Source organism: Micromonospora avicenniae (assembly GCF_900156065.1).
Taxonomy (GTDB): Bacteria; Actinomycetota; Actinomycetes; order Mycobacteriales; family Micromonosporaceae; genus Micromonospora; species Micromonospora avicenniae.
The window spans coordinates 18,460-35,928 of the sequence record NZ_FTNF01000001.1 but is presented as its reverse complement, the minus strand read 5'-3'; the positions used below and the strand labels follow the sequence as shown (position 1 = coordinate 35,928).

Sequence of the window (17,469 nt, the reverse complement as noted above, 5' to 3'; positions counted from 1 at the left end):
GAGCTGAGCAGTGGCTGCCATCTGTGTCTTCTGCGCCTCCTCACGAACGCTCGACCAGCGCTGGCTCGACCTCGCCACCGACACCGGCGCGGAGATCGCCCGGCGCGGGCACACCCTGGTCAGCGGTGGTGGCTGCGTCGGGATGATGGGCGCGGTCGCCGACGGCGCGCGGGCGGCCGGCGGGCCGACCGTCGGGGTAATACCGCAGGCGCTGGTCGACCTGGAGGTCGCCGACCTGCGATCGGACGAGCTGTTGGTCACGGACTCGATGGCCAGCCGCAAGACCCTGATGATCGACAAGTCGGACGCTTTCCTGGCGCTGCCCGGTGGGCTCGGCACGTTGGACGAGCTCTTCGAGGTCTGGACGACCGCCACCCTCACCATGCACGCCAAGCCGATGGTGCTCGTGGACGCCGACCACTTCTACCAGCCACTGCTGGCGTGGCTCGCCGACCTCACCGATCAGCACTTCCTCAAGCCGGCCGGTCTCGACCTGCTCACCGTCGTCGACTCCGTCCCCGCCGCCCTGGACGTCCTGGAGTCCCACCTGGCCTGACTCCCACCTCCCCTCCCGGCCTCCGCCGACGCCCCGCCCGGCCCCCGTTGATCATGAAGTTATTGCTCGTGGCATCGGCGTGTCGGCGCAACAACTTCATGATCACCCGGCATTCGGGTGGGTGGTGGGGTGGCGGGGGTGGGGGTGTCGTAGGGGCGTGGTGGGATGAGCTGATGCAGGCGTACCGGTTGGTGCGTCGGCCCGCAGGGCCGACCGACGGGCTCAGCCGGCCCGGTGGGTCGGCTGGCGGGGCAGCCCTGCCCAAGGGGTCGGGTGACGGTGCCGCCCTGCCCGGTGAGTCGGGTGACGGGGGCTTGCTGACTGCGTCCGGTGTGGCCGCCGGGAATGGCACGTCGGCGCGGCCGGCAGGTGATCGGCCGGGCCGAGCTCGGCGCGATGGCGCCGATCCGGGGTCGGCCGCGGATGAGCGCTCGGATGGCCGGCCGTGGCACCCGGGCGACGGGTCGACGTGGCGGGCCGACCCGGTGCAGGCGGAGGTGATCGGGCACACCGACGGGCCGATGCTGGTGCTGGGTGGACCGGGCACCGGCAAGACCAGCACGCTCGTCGAAGCGGTAGCCGCGCGGGTGGCGGAGGGGGTCGACCCCGAGCGCATCCTGGTGCTCACCTTCAGCCGCAGGGGGGCCACCGCGCTGCGCCACCGGATCGAGGCCCGGGTGGCCCGCGACGGCCACCGGGTGCTCCGTGAGCCGCTGGTCCGCACGTTCCCGGCGTACGCGTTCGGCTTGCTCCGCCGGGCCGCCGCCGAGCGGGGCGAGCCGTCACCCCGGCTGCTCACCGGTCCAGAGCAGGATCTCATCATCCGCGAACTGCTCGACGTGGTCGGCGAGGAGCCGGAGGACGACCCCGTCGGTTGGCCGGAGGACCTACGACCGGCGCTGCGCACGCGGGCCTTCGCCGCCCAGTTGCGGGACCTGCTGATGCGCGCCGCGGAACGCGGGGTCGGCCCGGTCGAGCTGGCCCGCCTCGGCGAGAAGCTCGGGCGCGCCGACTGGCCGGCCGCCGCGCGGTTCCTGCGGGAGTACGTTGCCGTTCTGGCGCTGCGCGACGTGAGCAACCGCGGCTCGATCGCGTACGACCCGGCCGAGCTGGTCCGGGCCGCCACCGGGATGCTGCGCGACGACGAGGAGCTGCTCGCGGCCGAGCGGCGCCGACTGGCGTACGTCTACGTCGACGAGCTGGCCGACACCGACCCCGCCCAGCTGGACCTGCTCGCCGTGGTCGCCGGCGGTGGCAAGTCCCTGATCGCCTTCGCCGATCCGGATTCGTCCACGTACGCCTTCCGCGGCGCCGACCCGGCCGGGGTGACCACGTTCCCGCACCGGTTCCGGACGGCGTCCGGCGCGCCGGCGGCGCAGGTGCTGCTCGCCACCTCCTACCGGGCCGGCTCACGGCTGCTGGCCGCGGCCGGTCGGGTCGCCCGCCGGCTGCGTGGCCCGGCCGCGCACCGCAGGCTGAGGCCGCTGCCCGAGGCGGCGCCCGGGGCGGTGGAGGTGCACACGTTCCGCTCGGCGACCAGCGAGGCGGCCTGGCTCGCGTATACGTTGCGTGCGGCGCACCTGCTCGACGGGGTTCCCTGGTCGGAGATGGCGGTGCTGCTCCGGTCGACCGCGCTCCAGTTGCCCACCCTGCGACGGGCCCTGCACGCCGCCGGGGTGCCGACGGTCGTGCACGGCGAGGACCTGCCGCTGCACCTGCAACCGGCGGTCGCGCCGCTGCTCCTGCTGCTGCGTTGCGCGCTCGAGCCGGAACGGCTCGACGAGGAGGCGGCGGTCGCGTTGCTGCACTCGCCGCTCGGCGGGGCCGATCCGCTGGCCGAGCGTCGGCTGCGGCAGGGCCTGCGCGCCCTGGCGCTGGCCGCCGGTGATCGGCGGCCCTCCGGCGAGCTGCTCGTCGATGCGCTGCGGGACCCGGCGGCGCTGGCCGGTATCGACCGGCGCTGGGCCGAACCGGCGCAGACCGTGGCGGGGTTGCTGGCCGGCGCACGGGAGGCGGCCGAACGCCCCGGCGCGACGGTCGAGGACGTGCTCTGGGCGGTCTGGCAGGCCAGCGGGCTGGCCGAGCGGTGGGCCGGCGCGATCACCCGGGGGCGACCGGTGCCCGGCGAGGGAGACGTCGCCCGGCGGCGCCGCGCCGAGGCCGCCGACCGGGACCTCGACGCGGTGATGGTGCTCTTCGACGCGGCGGCCCGGTTCACCGACCGGTTGCCCGGCGCGCGTACGGAGGTGTTCCTCGACCACGTGCTCGGCCAGGAGTTGCCGGCCGACACCCTTGCCCCGACCGCCGATCGGGGCGACGCCGTCCGGCTGCTCACCGCGCACGCGGCCAAGGGCCTGGAGTGGGATGTGGTCGCGGTCGCCGGTGTGCAGGAGGGGGTCTGGCCCGACCTGCGGTTGCGGGGCAGCCTGCTCGGCTCCGAGCGGCTGGTCGACGTGCTCGCCGGCCGCGCCGTCGACGGGGGCAACGTGGCGACGGTGGTCGGGCAGACCTCGGCCCTGCTCGACGAGGAGCGGCGGCTGTTCCATGTCGCGGTGAGCCGCGCCCGGCGCCGGCTGCTGGTCAGCGCGGTCGCCTCGGCGGCGGTGGGCGGGGACGACCACGAGGAACAGCCGAGCCGGTTCCTGTACGAGCTCGGGCCGGTCGACCCGCCCGGCGACGGCCCGAACCCGCCCGGCGACGGCCCGAACCCGCCCGGCGACGGCCCGAACCCGCCCGGCGACGGCCCGAACCCGCCGGGCGTCGACCCGAACCCGCCGGGCGTCGGCCCGACCTCGCTGGGTGTCGATCCGAACCCGTCGGGCGAGGACCCGACCCTGTTGAGCGAAGACCCGGCCCTGTCCGGCGTCGATCCGATTCCGTCGGGCGAGGACCCGACCCCGCCCGGCGTGGAGCCGGCTCCGCCCGGCCCGCGGCCCCGGCCCGAGGACGGCCCGAAGGATCGGGCCGCGTCCGGCGAGAACCGGGACGATCGTGCGTCGGGCGAGGACCAGGACGACCGCGTCCGCGCCGTGGCCGGCCGACCCGCCGAGTTGCCCGTCACCCGGCCTCCCCGGGCGCTCACGTTGCCGGCCGTCGTCGCCGAACTGCGTACGGTGGTGGTCGACCCGGCGGCCCCGTACGCCCGGCGGCGCGCCGCGGCGGCCGAGCTGGCCCGGCTGGCGGCCGCCGGGGTGTCCGGCGCGCACCCGGACGACTGGTGGGGGCTTCGCGGGCTCTCCGACGACCGGCCGCTGGTGGACGAGGGCGAGCCGGTCCGGGTGACCCCGTCGGCGATGGAGAGCGCGCTGCGGTGCAGCCTGCGCTGGCTGCTGGAGCGGCACGGCGGCAGCGCGCCGGCCAGTACCGCGCAGGGAGTGGGCAACCTGGTGCACGCCGCCGCGATGCTCGCCGAGGACGCCAGCGCCGACCGGGGCGCGCTGCTCGACTACGTGGCCGCCAGGTTCGACGCGATCGAGCTGGCCGCGCGCTGGATGGCCGGGCCGGAGCGGTCGCGTGCCGAGGCGATGGTCGACAAGCTCCTCCGCTGGCTGGCCGGCAACCCGCGCCGGCTGCTCGCCATCGAGCACGAGTTCGCCGTTCGCCTGGACGACCCGCACCGCCCGGTCGACCTGGTCGGCCGGGTGGACCGGCTGGAGGTCGACGCCGACGGGCGCCTCGTGGTGGTCGATCTGAAGACCGGCAAGTCCACGGCGGTGACCGGCAGCGACCTGGCCGAGCATCCGCAGCTGGGCGCGTACCAGGCGGCGGTCGAGGCCGGGGCGTTCGCCGACTTCGGTGACGAGTCCGGCGGTGCCGCCCTGGTGCAGCTGGGCACGACGGCGAAGGACGCCAAGGAGCAGAGCCAGCCGCCGGCCGCGCAGGGACCGGAGGCCGGCTGGGCGACCGCGCTGGTGCGACGTACCGCCGATACGATGGCTGCCGCCACCTTCGCCGCGGTGGCGAACTCGAAGTGCCGGGTCTGTCCGGTGCGTACCAGCTGCCCGGTCTCCGGGCAGGGACGCCAGGTCGTCGAACCGCCGGCCGTCCGTCGTCAGGGGAAACCGGAACGTGGGGAGTGAGCTTGAGCCCCGCAGCCGCGAACGAGGGCCAGACCGCCCTGTTCGGCACCGCCACCCCGGCACCCCGGGTGGCCGACGCCGGCCCCCGGTACACCCCGGTCGAGCTGGCCCGGCTACTGCGGCTACCGGCACCCACCCGGGAACAGGCGGCGATCATCTCCGCACCGGTGGAGCCGCTGCTGGTGGTCGCGGGCGCCGGGTCCGGCAAGACGGAGACGATGGCCGCCCGGGTGGTCTGGCTGGTGGCCAACTCGTACGTCCGCCCGGAGCAGGTGCTCGGGCTGACGTTCACCCGAAAGGCCGCCGGGGAGCTGGCACACCGCGTCCGTACCCGGCTCGACCAGCTGATCCGGCGTCTCGGGCGGCGGCAGCGGGATCCGCTGGACGATCCGCTCGCCGGTGAGCCGACGATCGCCACCTACCACTCGTACGCCGGGCGGATCGTCACCGAGCACGGGCTTCGCGCCGGTTACGAGCCGTCCACCCGGCTGCTCACCGAGGCGTCCCGCTGGCAGTTGGTGGACCTGCTGGTGCGTAACTTCGACGGCGACATGTCCGCGGTGGACAGGATGCCGAGCACCATCACCGACGCGGTGCTGGCGCTCGCCGGTGAGCTGGACGAGCACCTGGTCGATCCGGACGAACTGGCCGCCTGGACCGGCCGGTTCTTCGCGGAGATACAGACCCGCCCGGGCCGGGTCTACGCCGACGTGCGCAAGGCGCTCCAACTCCAGCAGACCCGTCTCAAGCTGCTTCCGCTGGTCCGCGCGTACGCCCGGCGCAAGGACGACTTCGAGGCGATGGACTTCGCCGACCAGTTGGCCCGGGCCGCCCGGGTGGCGCGGGACCACCCGGCGGTCGGGGTGATCGAGCGGGACCGTTACCGGGTGGTGCTGCTCGACGAGTACCAGGACACGAGCCACGCCCAGGTGGTGTTGCTCACCGCCCTGTTCGGCGGCGGGCACCCGGTGACGGCGGTCGGTGACCCGTGTCAATCGATCTACGGCTGGCGGGGAGCGTCGGCGGGCACGCTGGACCGGTTCCCCGCCGAGTTCGCGCGCCGTGACGGTACGCCCGCTCCCGCGCTCAGCCTCACCACCAGTTGGCGCAACCGCCCGGAGATCCTCGGGGTGGCGAACGCGCTGGCCACGCCGCTGCGGGCCGCGGGTGCACGGGTGCCGGAGCTGCACGCCGCGCACACCGTACGTGACCCGATTCCGCACCGCAGCCCCCGCGGCGCAGCAGGCGGCACCGTGCACTGCGCGCTGCTCGAGACGTACGCCGACGAGGCGGCGTGGATCGCCGACAGCGTGCTGGCGGCCTGGCGGGGTGCGGCCCGGATGCCCGAAGCGCTGCCCGAGCACATTCCGGTGGCCCAGCGGCCGACGACCGCCGTGCTGGTCCGGGTGCGCAGCCAGATCCCGGCGATCGAGTCGGCGCTGCGTGAACGGGGCCTGCCCGTCGAGGTGGTGGGCCTGGGTGGTCTGCTGGACACCCCGGAGGTGCGGGACGTGGTCTGCACTCTGCGGGTGCTGGCCGACCCGACCGACGGTGCGGCGCTGCTGCGACTGCTCACCGGCGCGCGCTGGCGGATCGGGCCGCGTGACCTGGTGGCGCTGCACCGCCGGGCCCGCGCCATCGCGGGGGCCCGGCGTCAACTCGCCACGGACGGTACGCCCGAGATCACGCCGGACCAGTTGGACGAGGCGACGCTCGTCGAGGCGCTGGCCGACCTCGGACCGGCGCAGGCGTACTCGGCGGAGGGCTACGCACGGCTGCGCGCGTACGGCCGGGAGTTGGCGCTGCTCCGCTACCGGCTCGACCAGTCGCTACCGGATCTGATCGCGGATGTCGAGCGGACCATCGGCCTGGACGTGGAGGTGGCGGTCCGGGCCGGTCGCGACGGCACGGGCGACGCCGGTCTGGCCCGCGGTCACCTGGACGCGCTCGGCGACGTGGCCGCGCGGTTCAGCGGCGAGACGCCGGGGGCGACGCTCTCGGCGTTCCTGGCGTACCTGGCCGCCGCGGAGGACGAGGAGCGTGGCCTCAGCCCGGGCGAGGTCGAGGTCGTCGAGGGCGCGGTGCAGGTGCTCACCGCGCACGCGGCCAAGGGTCTGGAGTGGGACGTGGTGGCGGTCGCCGGCCTCACGCGTGGCGTCTGGCCGGGTCTGGTCCGCAACTCCGACCACTGGCTCGGTGGGCTGGGCGTACTCCCTTTCCCGCTGCGCGGTGACGCCGGCGGCCTGCCCCGGTTGGACCTCACCGAGGTGACCGACCAACGTGGCGTGGCCCGGGCGTTGACCGACTTCACCGACGACTGGCGGGCGCACGACGAGCGTGAGGAACGGCGGCTGGCGTACGTCGCGGTGACCCGTCCCCGGCGTCTGCTGCTCTGCTCCGGCTACTGGTGGGGGGAGGGGACCAAACGGGCCCGCGGCCCGTCGGTCTTCCTGCGCGAGGTGCACGATGCCTGTTTGGACGGCGGGCCGGGCCACCTGATCGACGTCTGGGCCTCCGAGCCGGCGCCGGATGCGGTGAACCCCACCACCGAAGTGGTGCTTCGGGCGGAGTGGCCGGCCGACCCGTTGGGCACGCGCCGGCCGGCGCTGGCCGAGGCAGCCGCGATGGTCCGGCGGTTCCTGACCGACGGGCCGCAGGACGACGCGGGAGCGGACCGCCCGCGTGAGGCGGCCGACGCCTCGTCGACCCGCCTCGACGACGCGCACGACGGTGCGCCGATTGACGCGCACGACGGTGCGCCGGCCGAGGCGCGGGAGGGCGCGGCCGGGGGCGACGCCGCGCCGGATCCGATGGCGGACGATCCGGAGGTGGCACGCTGGCGGCGCGAGGTCGATCTGCTGCTGGCCGAGCGGGCCGAGCTGACTCGGGCCACGGGGGTGGTCGACGTGGCGCTGCCCGGTCAGCTGACCGTCACCCAACTGGTGGCGCTGCGCCGTGACCCGGCCGGGCTGGCCCGTACGCTGCGCCGCCCGACACCCAGCCCACCGAACCCGTACGCCCGCCGGGGCACCGCCTTCCACACCTGGCTGGAGCAGCGGTTCGGCGCGGACCGGCTGCTCGACCTGGATGAGCTGCCGGGCGCGGCCGACGCGGACGCCGCCCCGGACGAGGCCCTCACCGAGCTGCAGGAGCGCTTCCTGGCGAGTGAGTGGGCCGATCGGGTGCCGGTCGAGGTGGAGGTTCCGTTCGCCACGGTGATCGCCGGGGTGGTGGTCCGGGGGCGGATGGACGCGGTATTCAGCCGCCCGGGCGGGCGGTACGACGTGGTGGACTGGAAGACCGGCGCGCAGCCCACGGGTGCGGCGGCGGAGGCGGCAGCCGTGCAACTGGCCGTCTACCGGATGGCCTGGGCGGAGCTGGCCGGGGTGCCGGTCGACCGGGTGGGCGCTGCATTCCACTACGTACGGGACGGGGTGACGGCCCGGCCCGCGGACCTGCTCGACGTGGCCGGGTTGGCGGCGCTGATCGTCGCCGTGCCGGAAGTTGTGGAAGGTGGTACACCGCACGCCCGTTCGTGGTAGGTTGGAGCTGTTGCAGTTTTGGTTACCAGAGACTCTGTGTGCGCCTGGTGGATTGTGGCCCCAGGCGCACTTTGTTGTGTCCGGAGTTCTCCGGGCGGGGCGACCAGCAGCGACAGGCGCTCGACGCGATTCGGCGTGGGGCGCTCCTCCGGGCCCGCAGCAGGTGTGGGTCCGACGTTCCGTCAAGGAGACGAAACATGGCAATTGGCACGGTCAAGTGGTTCAACGCTGACAAGGGCTTCGGGTTCATCACCCCGGACGACGGCGGCGCCGACGTCTTCGCGCACTTCTCGGCGATCCAGTCCTCCGGCTACCGGAGCCTGGACGAGAACCAGCGGGTCGAGTTCGAGGTGACGCAGGGCCAGAAGGGCCCGCAGGCGGCCAACATCCGCCCGCTCTGATCGTCGGGTAACACCGCACCATCCACCGCGCCCATCGGGGCGCGGTGACGGTGACCGGCCCGCCGCCGTGCGCGGCGGGCCGGCTCCGTACTCCATTCGGTTCGTGCTTGCGACCGCCGGCGGCTCCGCCGCACCGGCGACAGCGCCGTCCAGGCGCCTTCCTCGACACGTGCCGCCTCGAGGAAGGCTTCCTTTGACTGCCGTCATTCCGTCGTTCGCCGGTACCGGCCTGGCTCCGGCCCTGCTCGCCGCCCTGTCGGCACAGGGCATCACCGAGCCGTTCCCCATCCAGTCGGCCACCCTGCCCGACTCGCTCGCCGGCCGGGACGTGCTCGGCCGGGGCCGTACCGGCTCTGGCAAGACCCTCGCCTTCGGGCTTGCGCTGCTGCACCGGACCGCCGGCCACCGGGCCCGTCCGGGCCGTCCGCTGGCGCTGGTGCTGGTGCCGACCCGCGAGCTCGCCCAGCAGGTCACCACGGCGCTCGTCCCGTACGCCCGCGCGGTCGGTCTGCGTTGCGCGACGGTGGTCGGGGGCCTGTCGTTGCAGCGGCAGGCGGACACGCTGCGTGCCGGGGCGGAGGTGCTGGTGGCCACGCCCGGCCGGCTGCACGACCTGATCAACCGCGGTGACGCCCGCCTGGACCAGGTCCAGGTGACCGTGCTCGACGAGGCCGACCAGATGGCCGACATGGGCTTCCTGCCGCAGGTCACGAAGCTGCTGGAGCAGGTCGCTCCGGACGGGCAACGGATGCTCTTCTCCGCCACGCTGGACGGTGGCGTGGACCGGCTGGTCCGCCGTTTCCTGAGCGACCCGGTGTCGCACTCGGTCGACCCGGGGACCGCCACCGTCACCGCGATGACCCACCACGTGTTGCACGTCGACGCGGCGGAGAAGGCGGCCGCGGTCACCCGGATCGCCGCCCGTGAAGGGCGCACCATCCTGTTCCTCGGCACCAAGCACCGGGCCGACCGGCTCGCCCGTCAGCTGCTGTCCCGGGGCGTACGCGCGGCGGCGCTGCACGGCGGCAAGTCGCAGCCCCAACGCACCCGGATCCTGGAGCAGTTCCGCACCGGGCAGGTGAGCGCCCTGGTCGCCACGGACGTGGCAGCCCGCGGCATCCACGTCGACGGGCTGGACCTGGTGGTCAACGTGGACCCGCCCACCGAGGCGAAGGACTACCTGCACCGGGGTGGTCGTACCGCCCGCGCCGGGCAGTCCGGACGGGTGGTGACTCTGGTCGTGCCGGAACAGCGCCGGGACGTCTCCCGTCTCATGGCCACGGCCGGTATCCGTCCCGAGTCCGTCCAGGTACGCCCCGGCGACGACGCGCTGGACCGGCTGACCGGGGCGCGGGAACCGTCCGGCGTGCCGGTGACGATCGCCCCGCCGCCGGCACCCGCGCCGGCCAACCGCTCCGCCGGCCGGGCGACGGCCGGGGCGACCGAGGAAGGTGGGCGGCCGAGCCGTTCCGCGCACCGCGCGTCGGGGCGGTCGCGTCGCCCGCACCGTCCACGCGGGGCCTGACACCGTGCCGGCCCTCGCGTTCGGGTCCGCCGGCCCGCCCGCACGGTGAGATACCCCGGTCGCGGCGGCTGTCGAAGGTCACAGGTGGCGGAGGTGCCGACGCGCTAGGGTCGGTCACGTGACGGCGCGGAGATCGAGAATTCCAGCGACCAGATATCCAGTCGAGCGGTTCAACCTCGACAACGGCCTGCGGGTGGTCCTCACCCCGGACCGGAGCGCCCCGGTCATCGGGGTCGCCGTCGTCTACGACGTCGGCATCCGCTCCGAACCGGAGGGGCGCACCGGCTTCGCCCATCTCTTCGAGCACCTCATGTTCCAGGGCTCGGAGAACCTGGAGAAGCTGGCTCACTTCCGGCACGTCCAAGGCGCGGGTGGCACCTTCAACGGCTCCACACACCTCGACTACACCGACTACTTCGAGACGCTGCCGAGCAACGCGCTCGAGCGCGCGCTCTTCCTGGAAGCCGACCGGATGCGTGGCCCCCGGCTGACCGAGGAGAACCTCCGCAACCAGGTGGACGTGGTCAAGGAGGAGATTCGGGTCAATGTGCTCAACCGACCGTACGGCGGGTTCCCCTGGCTGACCCTGCCGCCGGTCATGTTCGACACGTTCCCGAACGCGCACGACGGCTACGGCTCCTTCGACGACCTGGAGTCGGCCACCGTCGCCGACGCGGCGGATTTCTTCCGGCGCTACTACGCCAGCGGCAACGCGGTGCTGGCCGTCAGCGGCGACATCGACGTGGCCGAGGCGACCAGACTCATCGAGCGGCACTTCGGGGACGTGCCGGCGCGTCCCGCGCCGCAGCGCCCCGACTTCACCGAGCCCGACCTGACCGCCGAGCGGCGCACCTCGTACACCGACAAGCTCGCCCCGCTGCCGGCGGTCGCCAGCGCCTGGCGGGTACCCGACCCGATCACCGATTTCCTCGGCTACCTGCCGTACGTGGTGCTGGCCGAGGTGCTCACCGACGGTGACGCCTCCCGGCTGGTCGAGCGGCTGGTGCAGCGGGACCGGGCGGTCACCAGCGTCGGCGGCTACCTCGGCTTCATGGGCGACCCCTTCGACGTCCGCGACCCGACGGCGCTGCTGCTCCAGGCCCACCTGCCTCCGGGCGGCGACGTGGAGAAGGTGCTGCGCACGGTGGACGAGGAACTGGACCGGCTGGCCACCGACGGGTTGACCGAGGGGGAGTTGGCCCGTACCCAGGCCCGCATGGCCACCCACCTGTTGCGGGACACCGACGCGGTGCTCGGCCGCGCCCTGCGGATGGCGGTGCTGGAGCAGCAGCGCGGTGAGCCCGGCCTGCTGAACGACCTGCCCCGGCTGGTCGGCGAGGTCACCGACGAGCAGGTACGCGCCGCCGCCGCCACCCTGCGGCCGCAGCGCCGCGCCTCGATCGAGGTAATCGCCGGCGGCGCCCGGTGAGCGCGAGGAGTGAGCCGGGTTCGCGAGCCCCGCAGTCGCGAACGAAGAAGAGTCCGGTGAGCGCGAGGAGTGAGGAGAACGCGGTGACGGCAACTGTCGAGCCCGCGCAGCGGACCCTGCCGCCGCTCGGTCCGACGCGCAAGCTCAAGCTGCCGAAGCAGGCGGAGCGCACGCTGGCCAACGGCCTCACCGTGATCGCCGTACGCCGCCCGGCGGTGCCCCTGGTCGAGCTGCGGCTCTGGGTGCCCTTCGGGCGTACGCACCTGGCCCGTGGGGCGATGCTCGCGCAGACCATCCTCTCCGGCACGGAGACCCACACCGCGACCCAGATCGCCGCGGAGTTGCAGAAGGTGGGTGGCGGCCTCGCCGCCGGAGTCGATCCGGACCGGCTCATGTTGTCCGGGGCGAGTCTGGTCTCCGGCCTGGGCCGGATGCTGGAGTTGCTCGCCGACGTGCTCACCGGAGCCACCTACCCGGGTGACTGGGTGGAGACCGAGCGGGACCGTCTGGTCGACCGGATCCAGGTGGCTCAGAGCCAGCCCGGCCACCTGGCTCGGACCGCGTTGCTCAAGCGGATCTACGGCCGGCACCCGTACGCGGTGCAGACGCCGGAGCCGGACCAGGTCCGTGCCGTTCGCCCGCCCGTCCTGCGCCGGCTGCACGCCGAGCGGGTGCACCCGGCCGGCGCGGTGCTGGTGCTGGTCGGCGACGTCCACCCCGACCGTGCGCTGGACGCCGCAGAGCAGGCGCTGTCCGGCTGGAAGGGTGACGGACAGGCGGTCGAGCTGCCGCCCGCTCCGGCACTCGAGCCGGGCCCGCTGCTGCTGGTCGACCGGCCGGGGTCGGTGCAGTCGTCGCTGCGGGTCGCCCTGCCGGCGGTGCCCCGCACCCACCCGGACCACGCGGCTCTGCAGCTCGCCAACCTGATCTTCGGCGGCTACTTCTCCTCGCGTTGGGTCGAGAACATCCGCGAGGACAAGGGTTACACCTACGGCCCGCACTCGCTTGTCGAACATTCGGTGGCCGGGTCGGTGCTGGTCGCCGCCGCCGAGGTGGCCACCGAGGTGACCGGCCCGGCGCTGCTCGAGACGATGTACGAGTTGGGCCGGCTCGCCTCGCTGCCGCCGAAGGAGGAGGAGCTGGAGCAGGCCCGCCAGTACGCTCTCGGCACGCTCCAGCTCGGCATGTCCACCCAGGCCGGCCTGGCCGCCCTCGTGAGCGCGTACGCCGGCAGCGACCTGCGGCTGGATTTCCTGGCCGAGCACGCCGCCCGGCTGGCGAAGGCCACTGTGGGGGACGTGGCCGAGGCGGCGGCCCGCTACCTCGCCCCGGCGAACGCGGTGACCGTGGTGCTCGGCGACGCCGAGCGGATCGCCCCGTCGCTGGCCGCGCTGACCTCGGTCGAGACGGCATGAACGAGCGCAGCGCGGTGCAGCCTCGGGTAGGTACCGACCGAGGGGAGCCGACGGCATGAGTGGGGAGGTCGCGCCACCACTCGCCCGCTCCACGCTGGACCGGGCGGCGCACCGCCGTACCGACCGGGTCTGGCTGGCCGAGGCGTGGCTGCGCGGCCGGGTGCTGGTGCTGGACTCCACGGCGGAGGGCCGGACGCTGGTGCGTACGGACGCCAACCCGCCGGCGCTCGTCCTGTTCGGCGCCGACGAGCTTCCGGCGGGCAGCGAGGCGGGTGCGATGTTCCTCGGGGTCGAGGAGGACGGAGTGCCGATCTTCGCGGTCGACGTCCCGCTGCCGGAACTGGCCGGCACCCGGGTGGTCGGTCTGCGCGACGTCGGCCATCTGCTCGACGACCGGGACGCCGGGTTGTACACCACCGCGTTGGCGTTGCTCAACTGGCACATCCGGCACGTCTACTCGTCGGTCAGCGGCGCGCCGACCGAGATGGACGAGGCGGGTTGGTCCCGGATCGACCGGGACGGCGATCGGGTCTGGCCGCGTACCGACCCGGCGATGATCGTGCTGGTGCACGACGGGGTGCCAGGCCTGGAGGGGCGGTGTCTGCTGGGCAACAACGCCGCCTGGCCGAGCACCCCCGGGCAGCGGCGCTTCTCCTGCCTCGCTGGCTACATCGAGCCGGGGGAGTCGGCCGAGGCCGCCGTGCTGCGCGAGGTTCGCGAGGAGGTCGCCGTCGGGGTCGACGACATCACGTACGTCGGGAGCCAGTCATGGCCGTTCCCGGGCTCGTTGATGCTCGGTTTCCTGGCCACCGCCGACCCGGAGCACCCGGTGCGGGTCGACCCCACTGAGATCGCGTATGCCCGCTGGTTCACCCGGGCGGAGATCGGCGCGGCGTTGGCCGGCCGGGCGGTGGACGTGGGCGGGGGAGCGCGGCTGGTGCTGCCGCCTCCCGCGTCGATCGCGCTGTTCCTGATCCACCGTTGGCTGGACGGCTGGGTGGAGGCCGGGCCGCGTTGAGCGTCGGAGCTGTCGTTCTGGTGGCGCCGGATGCGGCCCCGGCCCGTGACCGTCGTTGCCGCGGCGGTCACGGGCCGGGAACACGGGCCGTCGTGGTCGGTGGGCGATGAACGCGGCGGGGGAGCCGGTCCGGCCACGACGGACGCTTCAGGTTTGCCGGGCTCGGTAGGCGGGTCGGTAGTCGGCGAGCGGCAGCACCTTGATTCGTTGCCTGCCGGCGCGGACCGCCCCTACCGAGGCCAGGGCGCGGGCCAGGTGCAGGGCGGCCTCGCGGTCCTCGGCGTGCACGACCTGCCGGCGTGGCTCGGGCGCGGTCGTCTCGTCCCGCAACCGGTGGCCGCCGGCCCAGGCGGCGGCGATGTCGCCGTCGGCGACGGTACGGATGTCGGTGCGAACGATCAGGAACCGCATGGGGGTCTCCGATGAACCGCGACTGGTGAGCCGGTGTGGAAGTTCCACGTCACTCAGTCGTCATGTTACGCCCCGTGTTCGTCTCAGCAAGTGAAACTCGACGATTGGTTCGGAGTGTCGTCCGATCAGGGGAGCCCTGGTCAGCGCCGGGTCGGGCATTGACGCGACGGGGCCGCCGGCGTCCTGCCGGCGGCCCCGCTTCGTGCGCCAGATCAGTTCAGATCGAACTGGCCCTCCTTCGCGCCCGCGATGAAGCCGAGCCAGCCGGCGCGGTTGAACAGCAGCACGGGACCGTGCGGGTCCTTGCTGTCCCGCAGGGCGATGGCAGCCGGGCCGCTGCCCACCGGGGCGACCTCCACGCAGTTGGAGGTCTGGCTACGGGTGCTCTTGCGCCACGGGGCGTCCGCCAGCTGTCGGGCGGGGACGGACAGGTTGTTGCGGATCTCGTTCATGGTTCTGCTCCATTCGAACCGCTCCGATGGGACGAGTGGTGCCGCACGCACCGACGGAGGGTCCCCCGTGGATCACCTGTCCGTCAGCCGCCCCGGTTGCCGGCGGCGTTGGACCGGCGCCGTTGCCGACCCGTACGCCACGGTGGACGGGGATGCCGTCCCGGTCAGCCGTCCCGTCGCCTCGATCAGCCAGGAGAGGGTGTCCGAGGCGGGAAGCGCCGCCGTGCATAGCCACTCGAACACCACTTTATAGCGATTCAGGGTTTTTGCGTCGGTCGACATGACGTCGGTGAAGCCGCCTTCGATGGCGACCGTCTCCGGATCGAGCGGATCGGCGAACCGGTAGAGGGAGAACGCGGTCGGCGGGAGGTACCAGTCGCCGACCCGGGCCTCGCGGAGCAGCACGTGCAGGGTGACGTTCGGCAGCATGGCCAGCTCGCAGAGTTGGACCAGTTGCTCGTGGAGCACCTCGGGCGGTCCGGCCCGGTGCCCGAGCGCCGCCTCCTCGATGACCGCCGTGTAGCGGGGGGCGTCGTACTCCCGCACGAGCAGCGACTGCCGGGCGAGCCGGGCCTGCACCTCGGTCTCCGGATCCTCTGTGGGCTCGGGATCGCCGGCTTGGTTGCCGACCTGCCGGGCCGAGACGATCCGGACGCCCGCGTAGCCGGCCGTCTGGAGCAGCCCGGGAACGAGCACCGGGTTGTACTCCGAGATCTCGGCGCAGCCCGCCTCCAGCTCGGCGAAGCTCCGCTGCTGCTGGGTCATGACCGGGAAGTTCTTCAGCCAGCCGCGCATGTCGCCGGCCTCCAGGGTGATGCCGAGCAGCTCGTCGTGCAGCGACTCGTCGGCCCCGTAGAGGTCGAGCAGGGTCCGGACGTCCTCCGGGTCCGGCCGGCTGCGGCCGTTCTCCAGACGGGACAGTTTGGACGCGGATGCCCAGCCGATCCGCTCGATGACCTGGTCTCCGGTGAGACCCGCGGCCTCGCGCAGCCGGCGCAGCTCGGTGCCCAACCTGCGGCGACGCAGGATCGGGCTGGGTGAGGCAGGAGGCAACGGTGTCCTCTTTCCCATCGACCGCCGCAGACGCGACGGTAACTGTATGAAGTTCGCCCCCCACGGTCAGTATGGACGTCGCGACCGGCGTCGGAGGTTCCGGCGGGGGCGTGTCTCGCAGAAAAGAGGACCGTGGAACGTGCGACCGCCTGATGACGGCGTCCGAACCGGTCACCCCACCCCCGAGGTCGTGCCCACCACTGGCACGCCACCGCCAGCCGGAGGATCCATGCGCCACGTCCTGCGCCGACCCGAGTTCCGCCTGCTCTTCTGCGGGCTGCTGGCCAGCATGAGTGCGGAGTCCATCCTGCTGCTCGCGCTCGCCATCTGGGTCAAGGACCTCACCGGGTCGGATGGTCTGGCCGGTGCCACGATCTTCGCGGTCATCGCGCCGATGGTGCTGGCGCCGCTGGTCGGATGGTTCGTCGACCGCTACCCGCGACGACCGTTCTTCGTGGTGGCGAACCTGGTTACCGCGGTGCTGCTGAGCCCGCTCTTCCTCGTGCGGGACCGGGACGACGTGTGGATCGTGTACGCGGTGGCCGCCCTGTACGGGCTCTCCTACCTGACACTGAGCGCCGCGCTCAGCGGCTTGATCCGGCAACTGGTCCCGGTCGGCCTGCTGGCCGAGGCGAACGGCGCGCTCCAGACGGTGCGTCAGGGACTGCGGTTGATCGGCCCGCTCGCCGGCGCCGGCCTCTACGCCACGATCGGCGGCCCGGCACTGGCCGGAGTCGGTGTGCTCGGGTTCGTGACGGCGGCCGCGGTGGTGGGCATGCTGCGTACCCGGGAGGAGAGGCCCGCCGGCCCGGGGCCGCGCTGGCCGGCCGGGGTGAGCGCCGGCCTGCGGCACCTGGCCGGCGAGCCCGCGTTGCGTCGAGCGCTGCTCGGCTACGGGCTCGGTTCGCTGGTGATGGGCTTCACCGAGTCGCTGATCTTCGCGTACGTCGACCAGGGGCTGCGCCGGGATGCCGCGTTCGTCGGGGTGCTGGTCACCGTACAGGGCATCGGCGGGCTGGTCGGCGGGCTCTGCTCGCCCGGCGTGGTACGCCGCCTCGGCGAGGTGGGCACCCTCGCGACCGGGGTGGCGTTCTTCGGGCCGGCCGCGCTGGCGCTGGCGTACCCGGATCTCCGGCTCGGTGTGGCGGCGGTACTGCTGGCCGGTGTGTCGCTTCCGCTGACCATGGTCGGCTTGAACACGCTCATCCAGCGCCGTACGCCGCCGCGGCTGCTCGGCCGGGTCACGGCCGCCTCGGAGGCGGTGGTCAGCGGGCCGCAGGCCGTCTCGATCGGCGGCGGCGCGTTACTGGTCGGCGCGCTCGACTATCGGTTGCTCTTCCTGCTGACGGGCGTGGTCACGGTGCTCGCCGGCGGCTACCTCTGGCACGCCCGGCACCTGACCCCGCCTGCCCCGACCCGCCGGCCCGGCCCCGGGGCGCCCCCGCGCCGAATCCCCCGGATCCCGTCCCCGCGCCGCCCGACACAGCCCCGCCCCGACTCGCCCCGCCCCGGCTCATCCCGTCCCGCCGATCATGAAGTTATCGCCGCGACACGCCGACGCCGGAATCGATGATTTCGTGATCACCGG

Annotated in this window: 12 protein-coding genes; 9 read left to right on the top strand and 3 right to left on the bottom strand. The window is 73.6% G+C overall.

Translation table 11 applies throughout. The features are described from left to right. The first annotated feature begins 10 nt into the window (after positions 1–10). The 8 genes from BXA10_RS00155 to nudC all read left to right on the top strand — a co-directional run bounded on the left by BXA10_RS00155 (position 11) and on the right by nudC (position 13,965). Positions 11–556 (top strand): LOG family protein, encoded by a 546-nt coding sequence (locus BXA10_RS00155; protein ID WP_076466505.1) that lies wholly within the window; start codon positions 11–13, stop codon positions 554–556. A 173-nt stretch (positions 557–729) separates the two neighbouring features. Next, positions 730–4,635: an ATP-dependent helicase gene (locus tag BXA10_RS00150; protein WP_076466504.1), complete on the top strand. Its 3,906-nt coding sequence runs from the start codon at positions 730–732 to the stop codon at positions 4,633–4,635. Positions 4,636–4,637: 2 nt separating this feature from the next. After that, complete coding sequence (locus BXA10_RS00145; RefSeq protein WP_076467263.1) at positions 4,638–8,177, top strand: ATP-dependent helicase; 3,540 nt, start codon at positions 4,638–4,640, stop codon at positions 8,175–8,177. Between the two features lie 197 nt (positions 8,178–8,374). Then, a complete protein-coding gene (cspE, locus tag BXA10_RS00140) occupies positions 8,375–8,578 on the top strand; it encodes a transcription antiterminator/RNA stability regulator CspE (protein ID WP_076466503.1) in 204 nt (67 codons plus the stop codon). 193 nt (positions 8,579–8,771) lie between these two features. Beyond that, entirely contained in the window at positions 8,772–10,103 is a 1,332-nt protein-coding gene (locus tag BXA10_RS00135; RefSeq protein WP_076466502.1) for a DEAD/DEAH box helicase, read from the top strand. A gap of 118 nt (positions 10,104–10,221) precedes the next feature. Continuing rightward, the gene (locus tag BXA10_RS00130) at positions 10,222–11,532 is read left to right on the top strand and encodes a M16 family metallopeptidase (protein ID WP_076466501.1); all 1,311 of its coding nucleotides are present in this window, start codon (positions 10,222–10,224) and stop codon (positions 11,530–11,532) included. An 83-nt stretch (positions 11,533–11,615) separates the two neighbouring features. Further along, complete coding sequence (locus BXA10_RS00125) at positions 11,616–12,947, top strand: M16 family metallopeptidase (protein ID WP_076466500.1); 1,332 nt, start codon at positions 11,616–11,618, stop codon at positions 12,945–12,947. A gap of 55 nt (positions 12,948–13,002) precedes the next feature. Continuing rightward, a complete protein-coding gene (nudC, locus tag BXA10_RS00120; protein ID WP_076466499.1) occupies positions 13,003–13,965 on the top strand; it encodes an NAD(+) diphosphatase in 963 nt (320 codons plus the stop codon). Between the two features lie 147 nt (positions 13,966–14,112). Here nudC and BXA10_RS00115 read toward each other — a convergent pair whose 3' ends face one another. The 3 genes from BXA10_RS00115 to BXA10_RS00105 all read right to left on the bottom strand — a co-directional run bounded on the left by BXA10_RS00115 (position 14,113) and on the right by BXA10_RS00105 (position 15,881). Continuing rightward, the gene (locus BXA10_RS00115; protein WP_076466498.1) at positions 14,113–14,376 is read right to left on the bottom strand and encodes a hypothetical protein; all 264 of its coding nucleotides are present in this window, start codon (positions 14,374–14,376) and stop codon (positions 14,113–14,115) included. A 212-nt stretch (positions 14,377–14,588) separates the two neighbouring features. After that, entirely contained in the window at positions 14,589–14,828 is a 240-nt protein-coding gene (locus BXA10_RS00110; protein ID WP_076466497.1) for a DUF397 domain-containing protein, read from the bottom strand. A gap of 72 nt (positions 14,829–14,900) precedes the next feature. Next, positions 14,901–15,881, bottom strand: coding sequence for a helix-turn-helix domain-containing protein (locus tag BXA10_RS00105; RefSeq protein ID WP_076466496.1), 981 nt, complete (start codon positions 15,879–15,881; stop codon positions 14,901–14,903). Positions 15,882–16,110: 229 nt separating this feature from the next. Between BXA10_RS00105 and BXA10_RS00100 the strand changes: the two genes are divergently transcribed. Beyond that, complete coding sequence (locus tag BXA10_RS00100; protein WP_245828070.1) at positions 16,111–17,454, top strand: MFS transporter; 1,344 nt, start codon at positions 16,111–16,113, stop codon at positions 17,452–17,454. Positions 17,455–17,469 lie beyond the last annotated feature (15 nt).